17 protein-coding genes are annotated in these 15410 nt (G+C 65.0%); 14 read left to right on the top strand and 3 right to left on the bottom strand.

The window, feature by feature from the left end; genetic code table 11:
- Positions 1–217 precede the first annotated feature (217 nt).
- From PO605_RS27520 to fliR, 7 genes are read left to right on the top strand one after another with little or no spacing between them, the layout of a single operon-like run.
- Entirely contained in the window at positions 218–790 is a 573-nt protein-coding gene (locus PO605_RS27520; RefSeq protein ID WP_016449324.1) for a flagellar basal body-associated FliL family protein, read from the top strand.
- 18 nt (positions 791–808) lie between these two features.
- Complete coding sequence (gene fliM, locus PO605_RS27515) at positions 809–1813, top strand: flagellar motor switch protein FliM (protein ID WP_016449325.1); 1005 nt, start codon at positions 809–811, stop codon at positions 1811–1813.
- On the top strand, positions 1803–2234 hold the full coding sequence (fliN, locus tag PO605_RS27510; protein ID WP_016449326.1) for a flagellar motor switch protein FliN: 432 nt from the start codon (positions 1803–1805) through the stop codon (positions 2232–2234). Before fliM ends, fliN begins: the two co-directional genes overlap by 11 nt.
- Positions 2235–2244: 10 nt before the next feature.
- Positions 2245–2580 (top strand): FliO/MopB family protein, encoded by a 336-nt coding sequence (locus PO605_RS27505; RefSeq protein WP_012202579.1) that lies wholly within the window; start codon positions 2245–2247, stop codon positions 2578–2580.
- Complete coding sequence (fliP, locus tag PO605_RS27500) at positions 2573–3358, top strand: flagellar type III secretion system pore protein FliP (RefSeq protein WP_016449327.1); 786 nt, start codon at positions 2573–2575, stop codon at positions 3356–3358. Before PO605_RS27505 ends, fliP begins: the two co-directional genes overlap by 8 nt.
- A 24-nt stretch (positions 3359–3382) precedes the next feature.
- Positions 3383–3652, top strand: a complete 270-nt coding sequence (gene fliQ, locus PO605_RS27495; protein WP_012202581.1) for a flagellar biosynthesis protein FliQ — start codon at positions 3383–3385, stop codon at positions 3650–3652.
- A gap of 29 nt (positions 3653–3681) precedes the next feature.
- Entirely contained in the window at positions 3682–4452 is a 771-nt protein-coding gene (gene fliR, locus PO605_RS27490; RefSeq protein ID WP_012202582.1) for a flagellar biosynthetic protein FliR, read from the top strand.
- A gap of 48 nt (positions 4453–4500) precedes the next feature.
- Here the strand turns inward: fliR and PO605_RS27485 are convergent, their stop codons facing one another.
- A complete protein-coding gene (locus tag PO605_RS27485; RefSeq protein ID WP_016449328.1) occupies positions 4501–5130 on the bottom strand; it encodes a response regulator in 630 nt (209 codons plus the stop codon).
- A 39-nt stretch (positions 5131–5169) separates the two neighbouring features.
- Positions 5170–6318, bottom strand: coding sequence for a hybrid sensor histidine kinase/response regulator (locus PO605_RS27480; RefSeq protein ID WP_016449329.1), 1149 nt, complete (start codon positions 6316–6318; stop codon positions 5170–5172).
- A 119-nt stretch (positions 6319–6437) separates the two neighbouring features.
- Here PO605_RS27480 and PO605_RS27475 point away from each other — a divergent pair, with 119 nt between their 5' ends.
- The 7 genes from PO605_RS27475 to PO605_RS27445 all read left to right on the top strand — a co-directional run bounded on the left by PO605_RS27475 (position 6438) and on the right by PO605_RS27445 (position 12980).
- Positions 6438–6884 (top strand): hypothetical protein, encoded by a 447-nt coding sequence (locus tag PO605_RS27475; protein WP_016449330.1) that lies wholly within the window; start codon positions 6438–6440, stop codon positions 6882–6884.
- Between the two features lie 52 nt (positions 6885–6936).
- Positions 6937–7299 carry a response regulator gene (locus PO605_RS27470; protein WP_016449331.1) on the top strand — a complete coding sequence of 121 codons (363 nt, stop codon included), beginning with the start codon at positions 6937–6939 and terminating at the stop codon, positions 7297–7299.
- Between the two features lie 39 nt (positions 7300–7338).
- On the top strand, positions 7339–9543 hold the full coding sequence (locus PO605_RS27465) for a chemotaxis protein CheW (protein WP_272207197.1): 2205 nt from the start codon (positions 7339–7341) through the stop codon (positions 9541–9543).
- A gap of 114 nt (positions 9544–9657) precedes the next feature.
- Positions 9658–10143, top strand: coding sequence for a chemotaxis protein CheW (locus PO605_RS27460; RefSeq protein ID WP_016449333.1), 486 nt, complete (start codon positions 9658–9660; stop codon positions 10141–10143).
- 26 nt (positions 10144–10169) lie between these two features.
- Positions 10170–11060 carry a CheR family methyltransferase gene (locus PO605_RS27455; protein WP_016449334.1) on the top strand — a complete coding sequence of 297 codons (891 nt, stop codon included), beginning with the start codon at positions 10170–10172 and terminating at the stop codon, positions 11058–11060.
- Between the two features lie 33 nt (positions 11061–11093).
- Positions 11094–11831: a chemoreceptor glutamine deamidase CheD gene (gene cheD, locus PO605_RS27450; RefSeq protein ID WP_016449335.1), complete on the top strand. Its 738-nt coding sequence runs from the start codon at positions 11094–11096 to the stop codon at positions 11829–11831.
- Between the two features lie 15 nt (positions 11832–11846).
- Positions 11847–12980: a protein-glutamate methylesterase/protein-glutamine glutaminase gene (locus PO605_RS27445; protein ID WP_047472391.1), complete on the top strand. Its 1134-nt coding sequence runs from the start codon at positions 11847–11849 to the stop codon at positions 12978–12980.
- Positions 12981–13053: 73 nt separating this feature from the next.
- Here PO605_RS27445 and PO605_RS27440 read toward each other — a convergent pair whose 3' ends face one another.
- Positions 13054–14931: an ATP-binding cassette domain-containing protein gene (locus PO605_RS27440; RefSeq protein WP_047472390.1), complete on the bottom strand. Its 1878-nt coding sequence runs from the start codon at positions 14929–14931 to the stop codon at positions 13054–13056.
- Positions 14932–15410: the final 479 nt, after the last annotated feature.

The following is a 15410-nucleotide window of genomic DNA, read 5'->3' as shown; positions in this document are numbered from 1 at the left end:
TTTTCCGGGTTTTCAGAACAGGCCGGGTGGCGACAAGCTGCCCGGCCTGTGGCGTTTGGGGGCCATCAAGCCAGCGAGAAACCGGGGTTTCATGCGCTTATTCAGGCCATGGCCCGAGGTCCAATCGCCGAATAATTCCTGCCATGGGCCTGCTGCGTCATGGCGCCGCGCATGATGCGCGAGCGCGTGGCGGTCCCGCTCACCCAGAGGAATTCCAGTGTCTGCCACACCCAATGCCGCCAACAATGCAGCTCCCGCCCCGGCCAAGGGCAAGAAGCTGATCGTGCTGATCGTCATCATCGCCGTCCTGGCCATAGGCGCGGCCGCTGCCTTCATCCTGCTGTCCAAGCGGCACAGCAATGCCGATGAGGAGGAGGGCGGCTCCAGCAAGGCGGCCGTCACGGTTCCCACCTTCCTGCCGCTGGACAGCCTGGTGGTCAATCTGTCCGACCCGGGCGGCGACCGCTTCGTGCAGATCGGCATCACGCTGGAGCTGGCCGACGAGAAGACGGCCACTACGGTCAAGCAGTACCTGCCCAGCATCCGCAACGGCATCCTGATGCTGGTGTCCCAGCGCACGGCCGAGGAGTTGCTGGAGCGCGACGGCAAGGAACGCCTGGCTGCCGACGTGCTCAACGAAGTGTCCGCACCGCTGGGCTACGGCAACCAGGCCAAGGCCAAGAAGCGCAGCCGCGACGAGGATGCAGAGGACGAAGATGGCGAGCGCCGCCGCTCCCCTGGCAAGAACCCCGTGCGCCGCGTGCTGTTCTCCAGCTTCATCATTCAGTAACCGGGGAGGCAAGGCGCCATGAGCGATTCGTTTCTCTCCCAGGAAGAAGTCGATGCCCTTTTGGAGGGCGTGACCGGCGAGAGCCAGAAATCCACGACCGAGGAGGTCGAGGCGGGCATCATCCGCCAGTACGACATCTCCAGCCAGGAGCGCATCGTGCGCGGGCGCATGCCGACGATGGAGATCGTCAACGAGCGCTTTGCCCGCAACTTCCGCATCGGCCTGTTCAACTTCATCCGCCGCAGCCCCGAGGTGTCGGTGGGCACGGTGTCGGTGCAGCGCTACAGCGCCTTCCTGCGCGAGCTGGTGGTGCCCACCAACTTCAACATCGTCGCCATCCGCCCGCTGCGCGGCAGCGGCCTGGTGGTCTGCGATCCCTCGCTGGTGTTCGGCGTCATCGACACGCTGTACGGCGGCACGGGCCGACTGCAGACACGCATCGAAGGGCGGGATTTCTCGCACACCGAGCAGCGCGTGATCAACCGCCTGGTCAACGTGATCTGCGAGGAATACAAGAAGGCCTGGCACGGCATCTATCCGCTGGAGCTGGGCTACCAGCGCTCGGAGATGCAGCCGCAGTTCGCCAACATTGCCACCCCCAGCGAAATCGTCGTGTCCACGGCCTTCCAGCTGGAGATCGGTGACATCTCGGGCTCCATCCACATCTGCATGCCCTATGCGACGCTGGAGCCCATCCGTGATGTCCTGTACTCCTCCACGCAGGGCGACTCCATTGAAGTGGACCGCCGCTGGGTCAAAGTGCTCAAGCGCGAAATCCAGGCCGCCGAGGTGACCCTGGTGGCCGAACTGGCGCGCGCCGACGCCACGGTGGAGCAGCTGCTGGCCATGCGCCCCGGCGATTTCATCGAACTCGACCGCGAGCCGCTGATCCGCGCCTCCATCGGCGGCGTTCCGATTTTCGAGTGCCAGTACGGCACTCACAACGACAAGTATGCAATCCGTGTCGAGCACTGCCTGCGCGGTGCCGATGCTGGCTGGATGGGAGAAAACAATGGCAACTGAAGACACGCAAAAGCCCGCTGGCGACGATCCGTTCTCGGGATGGGCAGAGGCATTGGACGAGCAGCGCGAGCGCGACGCCAAGCTGGAGGCGGAACAGGGCGGCCCGCTGACGGGCGAGCCCGTGCGCCCCTACGCCGGTGGCGGCGACGTGCCGGTCAACGACATCAACATGGTGCTGGACATCCCGGTGCAGCTGTCGGTGGAACTGGGCCGCACCAAGGTGCCGATCAAGTACATCCTGCAGCTGGCCCAGGGCTCGGTGGTCGAACTCGACGCACTGGCCGGCGAGCCCATGGACGTGCTGGTCAACGGCTACCTGATCGCCCAGGGCGAGGTGGTGGTGGTCAACGACAAGTTCGGTATCCGCCTGACCGACGTGGTCACGCCGTCCGAGCGCCTGCGCCGGGTCAGCCGTGGCTGAGAGCGCCGGCATGGGCCCGCTGTGGCCGACCCTGCTCACGGTCGTGGCCCTGGTCACGGCCATGGCTGCTCTGCCCTGGCTGCTGCGCCGCTTTCAGCAGCGCACGGCTGCGCTGCGTGGCGCAGCCGGCCTGCAGTCGCGGGTGCTGGGCGCCGTGGGCGTGGGTCCGCAGCAGCGGGTGGTGACGGTGGAAGTGGGCGAGGGCGCGCAGACCGTGCGGCTGGTGCTGGGCGTCACGGCGCAAAGCATCCAGTGCCTGCATGTGCTGCAGGCCCCGGCCCCTGCTGATTTTTCGGCTGCGATGGCGCAAGCGCGCAGCCTGCCTGCGGACGGTGCGAATGTCTGAATATTCCTGTAAGCGCCCGGCGCGCACGCTGAGCCAGGCCGCCGGCGCCGCAGCGCTGGCGCTGTGCTGCGCCACGCCCCTGGCCTCCTGGGCGCAGGGCGCGCCCGCCAGCCTGCCGCTGGTCATCGGCCAGGGCAGCGGTGGCACCAGTTTTTCGGTGCCCATCCAGACCCTGCTGTTCTTCACGGCGCTGTCGTTCCTGCCGGCCATCCTTTTGATGATGACGGGCTTCACCCGCATCGTCATCGTGCTGTCGCTGATGCGCCAGGCGCTGGGCACGCAGTCGGCGCCGCCCAACCAGGTGATCATCGGCCTGTCGCTGTTCCTGACGCTGTTCGTCATGGGACCCACCCTGGACCGCGTGTACCAGGAGGCCTATGTGCCCTACACCACGAATGCCGCGACCTTCGAGCAGGCCATTGAAAAGGCCGAGGCGCCCATGCGCGACTTCATGCTCAAGCAGACGCGCCAGTCGGACTTTGCGCTGTTCGCGCGCCTGGCCAAGCTCGAAGCCGGCGTCACCGCAGAGACCGCGCCGCTGCGCGTGCTGGTGCCGGCCTTCGTGACCAGCGAGCTGAAGACGGCGTTCCAGATCGGCTTCATGATCTTCATCCCCTTCCTGGTCATCGACATGGTCGTGTCCTCGATCCTGATGTCGCTGGGCATGATGATGCTGTCGCCCGTGCTGGTGGCCCTGCCGTTCAAGCTCATGCTCTTCGTGCTGGCCGATGGCTGGAACCTGCTCATCGGATCGCTGGCGGCCAGCTTCGCCGTCTAGTCCCGTTTTATTGGAAATCCTTCCATGACCTCCCAATACGTGCTCACCTTCGGCCGCGAGGCACTGACCTTGCTGCTCATGATCTCCATGCCCGTGCTGGGCGTGGTGCTGGCCGTGGGCCTGGCCGTCAGTGTCTTCCAGGCGGTGACCCAGGTGCATGAGGCCACGCTGGCCTTCGTGCCCAAGCTCATCTCCGCCGTGCTGGTGTTTGCCATTGCCGGTCCGTGGATGCTGAGCACGCTGGTGGATTTCATCCGCCGCACCATAGAGACCATTCCGCAGGCGGTGGGCTGAGCCCTTCGCCGCGCGCAGGAAACGCCGCCGTGATCACCTTCAGCGAAGCCCAACTGGTGGCCTGGCTGTCGCCAGTTCTCTGGCCGTTTCTGCGCGTGCTGGCCATGTTTTCCGTGGCTCCCGTGTTCTCGCAGCGCGTCATTCCCATGCGGCTGAAGATCGGCCTGGCCTTCCTGGTCGCGGTGTGCGCGCAGCCCGTGCTGGGCGATCAGCCCGTGATCGGCATCAACTCGCCGCAGGCGCTGGGGACGCTGATACAGCAGGTCGGCGTGGGACTGGCCGTGGGCTTTGCCGTGCGCCTGGTGTTTGCCGCCGTGGAGGTGGCGGGCGAGGTGGTCGGCCTGCAGATGGGCCTGAACTTCGCCAGCTTCTTCGATCCCACGACCAATGCCCAGCTCAGCGCCGTGGCGCGCTTCATGGTCCAGATTTCCACGCTGCTGTTCATCGTCATCAACGGACACCTGCTGGTGCTGATGGCCGTGCTCAAGAGTTACGAGGCGTTTCCTGTGGACGGCAGCTTCCTGCAGGCCATCAACCAGATGCGGCTGCACGAGATGGGGGCGGCGGTCTTTGCCAGCGCCTTCTGGATCGCCCTGCCCATGGTCGCCATGCTGCTGTTCGTGAACCTGGTGCTGGGCATCATTTCGCGCGTGGCACCGCAGATGAACATCTATGCCGTGGGCTTCCCGGTCACGCTCACCGTGGGCCTGACGGGATTGATGGCCACGCTGCCGCTGCTCGAGCAGCCCCTGGTCGCCTTGCTGCAGCGCGGCATCGCGGTGTTTGGCACCTCAATGTAAGCAGTTGTGAAAAACAACAGATTTTCCGCTCTGCCGGCCGCAAAAGCCTCAGATCAGCTGGTTGTGGATGGCGTAGGCCGTGAGTTCGGCGTTGCTGCTCATCTGCAGTTTTTCCAGCACGCGCGCCCGGTAGACGCTGACGGTCTTGGGGCTGAGCATCAGCTCGGTGGCAATGTCGGTCAGCCGCTGCCCGGCCGCGATCTTGATCAGCGTCTGCAGCTCGCGCTCGGACAGGCTTTCATGCGGCACCTGGGGTGCGGGCTGGGCCAGGCTGTCGGCCAGCATCTGGGCCACTTCGGACGTCAGGTACTTGCGGCCCGTGGCCACCGTGCGCACGGCCTCGATCAGCAGCATCGGATCGCCCGCCTTGTTGGCATATCCCTGGGCGCCCGCCTTGAGGCAGCGCAGCGCGTACTGGTCCTCGGGGTACATGGAGACCATGAGCACCTTGATCAGCGGATGGGTCTCGCGCACGCTGGCCAGGGCCTCCAGGCCGCTGCGGCCGGGCATGTTGATGTCCAGCAGCAGCACGTCGCAGGCGGCGGTGCGCAGCTGTTCACGCAGCTCGGCATAGCTGCCTGCTTCTGCGGTGACGCTGATGTCCACTGCCTCGGCCAGGGTGTCGCGGATGCCCCGGCGCAGCACCGCATGGTCGTCGCACAGCACCACGTGGATCAAAGTCGGCCTCCTGGAAAAAGGGTCACGCCGCCATGGCGTTCAGCATTCATTGCCCGGGATATTAGGGCAAGCGCCGCCATCGTCCAGCGGAATGGAGACGATGACCGAGGTTCCGCGTCCGGCTTGACTGCTGACATCCAGCCAGCCCCGAACGGTGCGCGCGCGCTCGCCCAGACCGCGCAGGCCGAAGGATTCGGGCTTGTCGCGGGCGCCGTCGGCCAGGCCCACGCCGTCGTCCGTCACCTCCAGCGTGAGAAAACCTTCGCGGTCGGAGAGATCGATGTCCACATGGCGCGCCTGGGCATATTTGCCGACGTTGGTCAGCGCCTCCTGGGCCGTGCGGTAGGCCACCACCTGGATGTCGGGCGCGATGTCCATGCTTTCGCGGCTGCTGCGCACCCGGGTGGGCACGCCCGTGCGGCGCTCGAAATTCTCGGCAAGCCACTGGACGGCGGCCACCAGTCCCTGGTCCAGCACGGGGGGGCGCAGGTTCATCATGATGCGCTGGCTGGCGCCCAGCGCGTGCTCCAGCATCTCCAGCGCAGCCAGCGCATGCTCGCGCAGCCCGCCCTCGGGCGCATTGCGCGCGATCCAGGCCACGTCGAACTTCACCGAGGTCAGCGAGCCGCCGATGTCATCGTGGATCTCGCGGGCGATGCTGGCGCGCTCGCGCTCGGTGGAGGTCTGCAGGTGCTCGGTCAGGTCGGCCAGGCGCCGCTCGGACGCCGCCAGCTCGGCCGCCGCGCGCCGGCGTGCCAGGCGGGCCTCGTGCACTTCCAGCGCATGCGAGACCACATGGGGCAGGCGCGTGATGTGGTCCTTGAGCAGATAGTCGCTGATGCCTTCGCGCATCACATCCACGGCGGCCGACTCGCCGATGGCGCCGGACAGCAGCACGAAGGGCGGATGCCCGGGCTGGCGGCGAACCAGCTCCCAGGCATCCAGCGCCGTGAAGCCGGGCAGGTGGTAGTCGGCCAGGATGAGGTCGAATGCCTGGTTGTGCAGCGCAGCTGCGGCATCATCGAGCGTGTCGACCACGACAATCTCGCAGACCAGCCCGCCGCGCAGCAAGCTCAGCCGCGCCAGCGCCTGGTCGGCGGCGGAATCCTCGATGTGCAGTATGCGCAAGGGCTTGTGCGGTGGTCTGGCATCCCCGGGGGCGCTATCATGAGATACATTTTGGAACATAAATGCAAATGGTCGTGTACACCAAGGGATGCGCGGCATTCCCGTGAACGATTGACAAGGGTTGGCCGTGCTGCAAGGCACGGCGCACGTTGGGCTGAAACGCTGGTGGTGGAGTAACAATGCAGTCAATGCACAAGCCTTCGGGCGAGCCTGCCGTTCCCATGCCCGTCATGGTGGCCGCAGACCTGCAGGATGCCTTGCTGGTGGCGATGCGCGATCTGCAGCGCCTGGAAGGCCTTCTCAATCACGCAACGCAGAACCTGCTGGACCGTTTCGACGAGACCCACGGCCAGCTGGCCGGCGAGGCGCTAGCCGCCTTGCCCCAGCTCGATGCCGCCCGGTCCACGTTGAGGCTGGCGGTGACCGAGTTGCAGTTTCACGACATGTCCTCCCAACTGATCGCCCATATTACGAAGATTTTGCAAGGCTGCGCGTTCCAGTTGGCCGCAGCCACCATGGGTGTGGACGAGGGAGAGGACGATTCCCTGGGCCTGCCGGCGATACCCGACCGGCCCAATCCCGTCACGCAAAGCGAGATGGATGCCGGCTCGGTCGAACTGTTCTGACCGCTGACCATGCACCCATCCACCTTTTATTGCCCGTCTGTTGGAGCTATACATGCGATCGATTCTGGCTGTTGATGATTCCCCCTCGATGCGAAAGATGGTGGCGTTCACCCTCGCAGGAGCGGGATTTCGCGTCGTGGAGGCCGTGGACGGCGTGGATGCGCTCGAAAAGGCCCAGCTCGAACAAGTCGATCTGGTGCTGGCCGACCAGAACATGCCGCGCCTCGATGGCATCGGCCTGACGCGCAAGCTGCGCGAAAACCCGAAGTTCCAGAACACGCCCATTCTCATTCTCACCACCGAATCCAGCGACCAGATGAAGCAGGCCGGACGCGCTGCGGGCGCCACGGGCTGGCTGGTCAAGCCCTTCGATCCGAACCGTTTGATCGAAGTCATTCAGAAAGTAATGCGTTGAGCCGATAAGTACGGGCAACAGGAAACAGCAGGACCAAAGATGGCGGATCTACACCAGGATGGGGCAGGAGCGGGCGCAGACTTCGACCTGAGCCAGTTCTATCAAATCTTCTTCGAAGAAGCGGCCGAGAACCTCGACCAGATGGAGCAGATGCTGCTGAATCTGGATCTGTCGGCGGCCAACGACGAGGAGCTCAACGGCATTTTCCGTTGCGCGCACTCGATCAAGGGCGGCGCGGCCACCTTCGGCTTTGCCGATGTGACCGAGCTGACGCACCGCATGGAGTCGCTGCTCGACCGGCTGCGCCGGCACGAGATCACACCGATTCCGGAAATGGTCGACGTGCTGCTGGAGTCGGCCGATGCCAGCCGCAGCCTGCTGGCACGCCACCAGGCCGGCAACGAGGGCGAGGCCCTGTCCACCACGGATCTGGTGGCGCGCATCGAGATGTTGGCAGAAGGCCGCAGTGCCGTGCCTGCAACAGCCGCCCCGGCCGCTGCACCGGCGCCGGCGCCTGCTCCCGTGGCAGCGCCGGTCGAGGCGCCCGCGCCTGCCGCGCCCGTATCGGGCGGCGCCGTCGGAACGGCGCCCGCCAGCGGCGGCCGTTCGCTGCACATCCTGATCGGTCCGCTGGAGCGTCTGGAGATGGCCGAGGCCATCAAGGAACTGTTCCGCGACATTCCCGGCCTGGGCCGCATCGAGGACCTGGCCTGCGATCAGCCGCAAAGCCGCCTCTTTGCCGTGCAGACCTCGTCCACCGACGACGACCTGCTCGATCTGTTCGCCTTCCACGTGGCCAAGGAGCAGGTTCGCATTACGGCAGCCGATGAGGCGACCGGGGCCGCTCCTGCAACCGAAGCGGTGCAGGTGGCCGAAGCCCCCGTCGCCGAAGAGCATGCCGCGCACGATCCCGACGCCGCCCTGGCCTCGGTCGCCATTCCGCCCGCCGAAGAGGCCTACGGCTTCTTCAACGGCGCACCCGGCATGCCCCAGGCCGACGGCGCGCTGGCCATCCAGCCGGCCGGTGCCGCGGCCAAGCCTGCTGCCAAGACGGCTGCCCAGGCGCAGCAGGCGCAGATGGAGTCGACCAGCATCCGTGTGTCGGTGGCCAAGGTCGATCAGCTCATCAACCTGGTGGGCGAGCTGGTCATCACCCAGGCCATGCTGGCGCAAAACAGCCACGGGCTGGATGCATCGGCCTACCAGCAGCTGCTGGCAGGCCTGGCCGATCTGGACCGCAATACGCGCGACCTGCAGGAATCGGTGATGTCCATCCGCATGATTCCCATGTCCACCGTGTTCAGCCGCTTCCCGCGCATGCTGCGCGACCTGGCCGGCAAGCTGGGCAAGAAGATCGACCTGATCACGCTGGGCGAAGCCACCGAACTGGACAAGGGCCTGGTCGAGAAGATCACCGACCCGCTGACCCATCTGGTGCGCAACAGCGTGGACCACGGCATCGAAATGCCCGAGGAGCGCCTGGCCGCAGGCAAGTCCGAGCATGGCACGCTGACGCTGGCAGCCTCCCATCAGGGCGGCTCCATCGTCATCGAGGTGCGCGACGACGGCCGCGGCATGAACCGCGAGAAGATTCTCAAGAAGGCCCGCGAGCGCGGCATGGATGTCTCGGACAGCATGCCCGATCAGGACGTCTGGCAGCTGATCTTCGCGCCGGGCTTCTCCACGGCCGATGTGGTGACCGACGTGTCCGGGCGCGGCGTGGGCATGGACGTGGTCAAGCGCAACATCGCGGCGCTGGGCGGCTCGGTGGAGATCGAGTCCAACCAGGGCAAGGGCATGCGCGTGGCCGTTCGCCTGCCGCTGACCCTGGCCATCATGGACGGCATGTCGGTGGGCGTCAGCGACGAGGTCTACATCCTGCCGCTGTCCTCGGTGGTCGAGTCCTTCCTGGTCAAGGAAGAGGACGTCAACACCGTGGCCAACGGCACGCAACTGGTCAAGGTGCGTGACGAGTACATGCCCGTGTTCGCGCTGGAAAAGACCTTCCGTGTGCCGCGCAGCGACACCAGCCAGTCCAGCAACATCATGGTGGTGGTCGAGTCCGACGGCAGCCGCGTGGCACTGCTGGTCGACGAGCTGCTGGGCCAGCACCAGGTGGTGGTCAAGAACCTGGAATCGAACTATCGCAAGGTGCCCAACGTTTCGGGCGCCACCATCCTGGGCGATGGCACGGTGGCGCTGATTCTGGACACGGGTGCGCTGGTGCGCCGCGCGCGCCACTGAATGGGACAGGGATACCTGACGACAAACGACGGAGCCGCAGGCAGAGCCTGCGCGCCGCCAAAAACCATGGCTTTCGCCACCACGGCGCGGGCCCGACAGTTGAGGAGCTGAGCAATGAGCGTGATCGCTAAGACTGCAGGCGTCGCCACCGGCGCGCGCGAGTACCTGACCTTCCGCCTGGACCAGGAGGAATACGGCATCGACATTCTGAAGGTGCAGGAAATCCGCGGCTACGAGCCGCCCACGCGCATCGCCAATGCGCCGGAGTTCATCAAAGGCGTGGTGAATCTGCGCGGCACCATCGTGCCCATCGTGGACATGCGCCTGAAGTTCAACTGCTCCCAGGTCGAATACAACAGCTTCACCGTCGTCATCATCCTGAACCTGCGCAACCGCGTGGTGGGCATCGTGGTGGACTCGGTCAGCGACGTGATGGAGCTGGCTCCCGAAGCCGTGCGCCCCGCGCCGGACATCGAAAGCGCCATCGACAGCGGCTGCATCCTGGGCCTGGGTTCGGTGGGCGAGCGCATGCTTATCCTGCTGGACATCGAAAAGCTCATGAACAACGTGGACATGGGCCTGGTCGCTTCGGCCGACTGAGACCCGTTCTTGCACTGAGCGCCCTCATGCGATCCGGTTCTTCCAATGCGGCACTGGCCGCGCGCCCCGTCGCCGACGACGGGGCAGCCAACGGGCCCCTGGCCCAGGGGCGCGAATTCGAATGGTCGTCGCGGGACTTCGCCCGCGTGCAGGCGCTGATCTACCAGCGGGCCGGCATCAGCCTGCACGATGGCAAGCACGCCATGGTCTACAGCCGCCTGTCGCGGCGCCTGCGCGAGACGGGCTACGACAGCTTTGCCACCTACCTGGACTGGCTGGAGTCCCAGTCCGATGGCGTGGAGTGGCAGGAGTTCGTGAACGCGCTGACCACCAATCTCACCGCGTTCTTTCGAGAGCAGCACCATTTCGAGATCTTTGCCCAGCATCTGCGCAGCAAGCCGGCCGGCACGGCCTGGAAGGTCTGGTGCAACGCGGCCTCGACCGGGGAAGAGCCTTACTCCATCGTCATGACGGCCCTGGAAGTGCTGGGCGCCACGCCCAGCTTCCAGTTGCAGGCCAGCGACATCGACTCGCGTGTGCTGGACACGGCGTCGGCCGGTGTCTATCGCGCCGAAAGCATCAAGGGCATGAGCGCCGAGCGCCTGCACCGCTTCTTCCTGCGGGGCAAGGCCGGCAATGCGGGCCTGGTGCGCGTCAAGCCCGAGCTGCGCCGCCTGGTGGAGTTTCTCAACGTCAATCTGATCCGTGACGATTGGCCGTTCCGCGATCCCTTCGACGTGGTCTTCTGCCGCAACGTGATGATCTACTTCGATGCGGCCACGCAGCGCCGCGTGCTGGAGCGCATCCACCGCGTCATGAAGCCCGGGGGCCTGCTGTTCGTCGGACATGCCGAGAACTTCAGCGACTCGCGCGATCTGTTCACGCTCAAGGGGAAGACGGTCTATGAGCGCCGCTGACGCAGGTCCTGCCGCACACAAGGGGGTCTTCCCATGATCGGAGACCGCTCCGCCTTCGCACCGCCCCCGCCGCCTTCGGAGCGCCGCCGCACGCCGCGCATCAACAGCTATACCGCTGCGGACTACCCGGCGCCGGGCGACCCGGTGCCGCGTTCCTCGCTGGAGCAGCTCAAGCGCCAGCAGCGCTACCCCGGCGAGGCGTCGTTCTTCTACTACGACCCGCATTTCCAGCACAACGCCGTCAAGGTGCTGCCGGGCGAATACTTCGTCTCCAACGAGGACGTGATCCTGGTCACCGTGCTGGGCTCGTGCATCTCGGCCTGCATCTGGGACCGTACCATGCGCGTGGGCGGCATGAACCATTTCATGCTGCCCGACGGCGACTCCGCCGATGCGTCGGGCCGCTACGGCTCGTACGCCATGGAATTGCTGATCAACGAAATGCTCAAGCTCGGCGCACGGCGCGAGTCTTTGCAGGCCAAGATCTTCGGCGGCGGGCAGGTGATGCACAACTTCACCACCATGAACGTGGGCGAACGCAATACCGCCTTCGTCACGCAGTACCTGCAGACCGAACGCATCCCCATCGTCTCGGAGGATGTGCTGGACATCTACCCGCGCAAGGTGGTGTTCTTCCCCGCCAGCGGCAAGGCCATGGTCAAGCGCCTGGCACACGCCCATCCGGAGGAGCTGGTACAGCAGGAATTCACGCGCGGCAATGCAGCCGTCGTGGCACGCAATACGGCAGGCGGCTCGGTCGACCTGTTTTGAGGAAGGTTCAAAGGAATGGACAGGAAAATCAGGGTGATCGTGGTGGACGACTCTGCGCTGGTGCGCAGTCTGCTGTCCGAGATCATCAATCGCCAGCACGACATGGAATGCATCGGCTCGGCCAACGATCCGCTGATCGCACGCGAGATGATCCGCGAGATGAATCCCGACGTGATCACGCTCGATGTGGAAATGCCCCGCATGGATGGCATCGACTTCCTGGGCCGGCTCATGCGGCTGCGCCCCATGCCGGTGGTCATGATCTCCACGCTGACCGAGCGCGGCGCCGAGGTCACCATGCGCGCGCTGGAGCTGGGCGCCATCGACTTCGTGGCCAAGCCGCGCGTGGGCGTGTCCAACGGCCTGCAGGAGCTGGCCGCGCAGATCGTGGACAAGATCCGCGTTGCTGCCGTGGCCCAGGTCCGGCGCCTGCCGGTCGCTCCGCGCAGTGCGGCTCCCGCCACCGGCAGCGCGTTGGCGCCGGTCTCCGCTTCGGCGGGCATGAGCGCGCCGCGCCAGGCTGCACCGGCGTCGCTGCTGGGGCGGCTGTCCACGGAAAAGCTGATTGCCATCGGTGCCTCCACCGGCGGCACCGAGGCCATCCGTGAAGTGCTCACCCATCTGCCGGCCGACTGCCCGGCCATCGTCATCACCCAGCACATGCCGCCGGGCTTCACCACCAGCTTCGCGGCCCGGCTCAACAGCCTGTGCCAGATGACCGTGAAGGAAGCACAGCAGGGCGAGCGGCTGCTGCCCGGCCACGCCTACATCGCACCGGGCGGCAAGCATTTCTCCGTGCAGCGCAGCGGTGCCAACTATGTCGCCGTGGTGGATGACAGCCCGCCCGTGAATCGCCACAAACCTTCGGTCGAGGTGCTTTTCAGGTCGGTGGCGGCCTGTGCGGGCCGCAACGCCTACGGCATCATGCTCACCGGCATGGGTGCCGATGGCGCGGTCGCCATGCGTGAAATGCGCGATGCGGGCAGCTACAACTTCGTGCAGGACGAAGCCAGCTGCATCGTCTTCGGCATGCCGCGCGAGGCCATCGCCCATGGTGCGGCCGACGAGGTGCTGCCCCTCAACCAGATCGCCTCCGCCTTGCTGGGCAAGCTGCGCATAGGTTCGGACCAGGTTCACCACCGCATTTGAGTGCAACGGCCGGTCCTGGCGGCACCCATGAAAAAAAGAGCGCCTGGCGCTCTTTTTTTCGTCCGAAGAAAGCTCACTCCGACAGTGCGCTCCAGCGCTCCAGCGCCTCCATCAGCTGCTCATCGATCTCGCCATCGCGCTGATGCAACTGAACGGCGCGGGAATTGTCGCTGGCATACAGCGAACCATCGGCCAAGGCTTCCCGAATGGACTTCTGCTCTGCCTCCAGCGCTGCAATGCTTTCGGGCAACTGATCGAGCTCACGCTGCTCCTTGTAGCTGAGCTTGCGCTTGGGCTTGCCGTCGCTGCGTGCCGCAACGGGCTTGGCCTCTTCCTTGGATGGCTTGGGCTGCGCGGCCTCGGCCAGATCGCGGCTGCGGCGGGACTGATCCAGCCAGTCCTGCACGCCGCCTTCATATTCGCGCCATTGGCCCGGGCCTTCCCAGGCGATGGTGCTGGTGACCACGTTGTCCAGGAAACTGCGGTCATGGCTGACCAGAAAAACGGTGCCGTCGTAGTTCTGCAGCAGGTCTTCCAGCATTTCCAGCGTCTCGATATCGAGATCGTTGGTCGGCTCGTCCAGCACCAGCACATTCGCGGGCCGGGCAAACAGCCGGGCCAGCAGCAGGCGGTTGCGCTCCCCGCCAGACAGCGAGCGAACGGGGGAATGGGCGCGCGCCGGAGAGAACAGGAAATCCGACAGATAGCTCTTCACGTGCTTTTTCTGGCTGCCGATCTCGATCCACTCGCTGCCGGGGCTGATGAAGTCCTCCAGCGTGGCATCCATGTCGATCTGGTGACGCATCTGGTCGAAGTACGCCACCTGCAGATTCGCCCCCAGCCGCACCTGGCCGCTGTCAGGTGCCAGTTCGCCCAGAATCATCTTGAGCAGCGTCGTCTTGCCTGCGCCGTTGGGTCCGATCAGGCCCACCTTGTCTCCGCGCAAAATGGTGGCGGTGAAGTGGGAGACGATGTTCTTGTCGCCAAAGGACTTGGCCACATCCGTCAGCTCGGCCACGATCTTGCCCTGGTAGCCGTCGCCTCGGCCCGACGCAATGTCCATCTTCACGCCACCCAGCACCTCGCGGCGGGCAGCGCGGTTGGCCCGCAACTGCTCAAGCCGGCCGATGCGGCTCTGGCTGCGCGTGCGGCGGGCTTCCACGCCCTTGCGGATCCAGACCTCTTCCTGGGCCAGCAGCTTGTCGGCCTTGGCATTGATCACGGCCTCCTGGGCCAGCTGATCCTCCTTGGTCTGCTGGTACTGGACGAAATTGCCGGGATACGAGCGCAGCGTTCCACGATCCAGCTCCACGATGCGTGTGGAAACCCGGTCCAGGAAGGATCGATCGTGCGTAATGGTCACCACGCTGCCCTTGAAGTTCAGCAGCAACTCTTCCAGCCACTCGATGGCGTCAAGATCCAGGTGGTTGGTCGGCTCATCCAGCAGCAGTACATCAGGTCTCGCCACCAGGGCCTGGGCCAGTGCCACGCGCTTCTTCATCCCGCCGGACAGGGTGCCCACCACGGCTTCGGGATCCAGGTGCAGCCGCTGCAGAGTCTCCTCCACGCGCTGCTCCCAGTTCCAGGCGTCATAGGCCTCGATCTGGGACTGCAGCGCATCGAGATCCTCGCCCTCGGCGCCAGCCAGGTAGCGGTCGCGCACGGCAATCACCTCGGCTATGCCGGCGGATGCCGACTCGAAGATTGTCTGCTCGGGCGCAAGCACCGGCTCCTGCGCCACATAAGTAATGCGGATACCGGACTGCGTCTGGACCTGGCCGTCATCGGCCTTGGCCAGCCCGCCAAGAATCTTCAACAAAGAGGACTTCCCTGCGCCGTTGCGACCGATCAGGCCCACACGCTCGCCGCTCTCCAGGGAAAACTGGGCGTGGTCGAGAAGCGCCACATGCCCGAACGCCAGTTGGGCGTCTAACAAAGTAATCAATGCCATCGTGCGCGCATTATCTATGCGGGCCCGATTCCTGGTGCAGGCAGCAAGGCCTCCGCGCCCGGAGCCTGCCCGCAGGGCAGGCTCCGGGCGGGTTTCAGAGGGCGGGGCGGTGGCTTCTTCACTGGTCTGCAAGGAAGTTCACGAATTTCACGCCATCGGTAAAAACCCATGCTATAGTTCGATCCCTCGTCGCCACACTGCCTTGCAGACAGCGATGAGTCAGAAAAGTCTTGTAGACAGCGCGAAAAAACGTGCTACAATGCAAGGCTCTGCTGAAGAGAGTGATGCAGATCGCTGGTGTTGAAAAGATCGAAGAAATTTGATTGCAACGACGCTAAAAACTGTGCTAGAATTCAAGGCTTCGCTGATCACAGCGAGTCGGAGGTAAAGAAGAAATTCTCTGCTTCGATCCTTAAAAATATACAGCCGATAAGCGTGGGCGTTTGAGGCGAACAGCCAAGTTCTTTGGAACTCGGCTC

Origin of the sequence: Delftia sp. DT-2 (assembly GCF_028401915.1) — a bacterium.
In the GTDB taxonomy this organism is placed as follows: Bacteria; Pseudomonadota; Gammaproteobacteria; order Burkholderiales; family Burkholderiaceae_C; genus Comamonas; species Comamonas tsuruhatensis.
This window is presented reverse-complemented; position numbering and strand designations above follow the sequence as displayed.

Bases quoted from the DNA above. Each gene is read 5' to 3' on its own strand.
- fliM (WP_016449325.1), top strand. From the start codon at position 809: ATGAGCGATTCGTTTCTCTCCCAGGAAGAAGTCGATGCCCTTTTGGAG.
- fliN (WP_016449326.1), top strand. From the start codon at position 1,803: ATGGCAACTGAAGACACGCAAAAGCCCGCTGGCGACGATCCGTTCTCG.
- PO605_RS27505 (WP_012202579.1), top strand. From the start codon at position 2,245: ATGGGCCCGCTGTGGCCGACCCTGCTCACGGTCGTGGCCCTGGTCACG.
- fliP (WP_016449327.1), top strand. From the start codon at position 2,573: ATGTCTGAATATTCCTGTAAGCGCCCGGCGCGCACGCTGAGCCAGGCC.
- fliQ (WP_012202581.1), top strand. From the start codon at position 3,383: ATGACCTCCCAATACGTGCTCACCTTCGGCCGCGAGGCACTGACCTTG.
- PO605_RS27480 (WP_016449329.1), bottom strand. From the start codon at position 6,318: ATGTTCCAAAATGTATCTCATGATAGCGCCCCCGGGGATGCCAGACCA.
- PO605_RS27475 (WP_016449330.1), top strand. From the start codon at position 6,438: ATGCAGTCAATGCACAAGCCTTCGGGCGAGCCTGCCGTTCCCATGCCC.
- PO605_RS27470 (WP_016449331.1), top strand. From the start codon at position 6,937: ATGCGATCGATTCTGGCTGTTGATGATTCCCCCTCGATGCGAAAGATG.
- PO605_RS27465 (WP_272207197.1), top strand. From the start codon at position 7,339: ATGGCGGATCTACACCAGGATGGGGCAGGAGCGGGCGCAGACTTCGAC.
- PO605_RS27460 (WP_016449333.1), top strand. From the start codon at position 9,658: ATGAGCGTGATCGCTAAGACTGCAGGCGTCGCCACCGGCGCGCGCGAG.
- PO605_RS27455 (WP_016449334.1), top strand. From the start codon at position 10,170: ATGCGATCCGGTTCTTCCAATGCGGCACTGGCCGCGCGCCCCGTCGCC.
- cheD (WP_016449335.1), top strand. From the start codon at position 11,094: ATGATCGGAGACCGCTCCGCCTTCGCACCGCCCCCGCCGCCTTCGGAG.
- PO605_RS27445 (WP_047472391.1), top strand. From the start codon at position 11,847: ATGGACAGGAAAATCAGGGTGATCGTGGTGGACGACTCTGCGCTGGTG.
- PO605_RS27440 (WP_047472390.1), bottom strand. From the start codon at position 14,931: ATGGCATTGATTACTTTGTTAGACGCCCAACTGGCGTTCGGGCATGTG.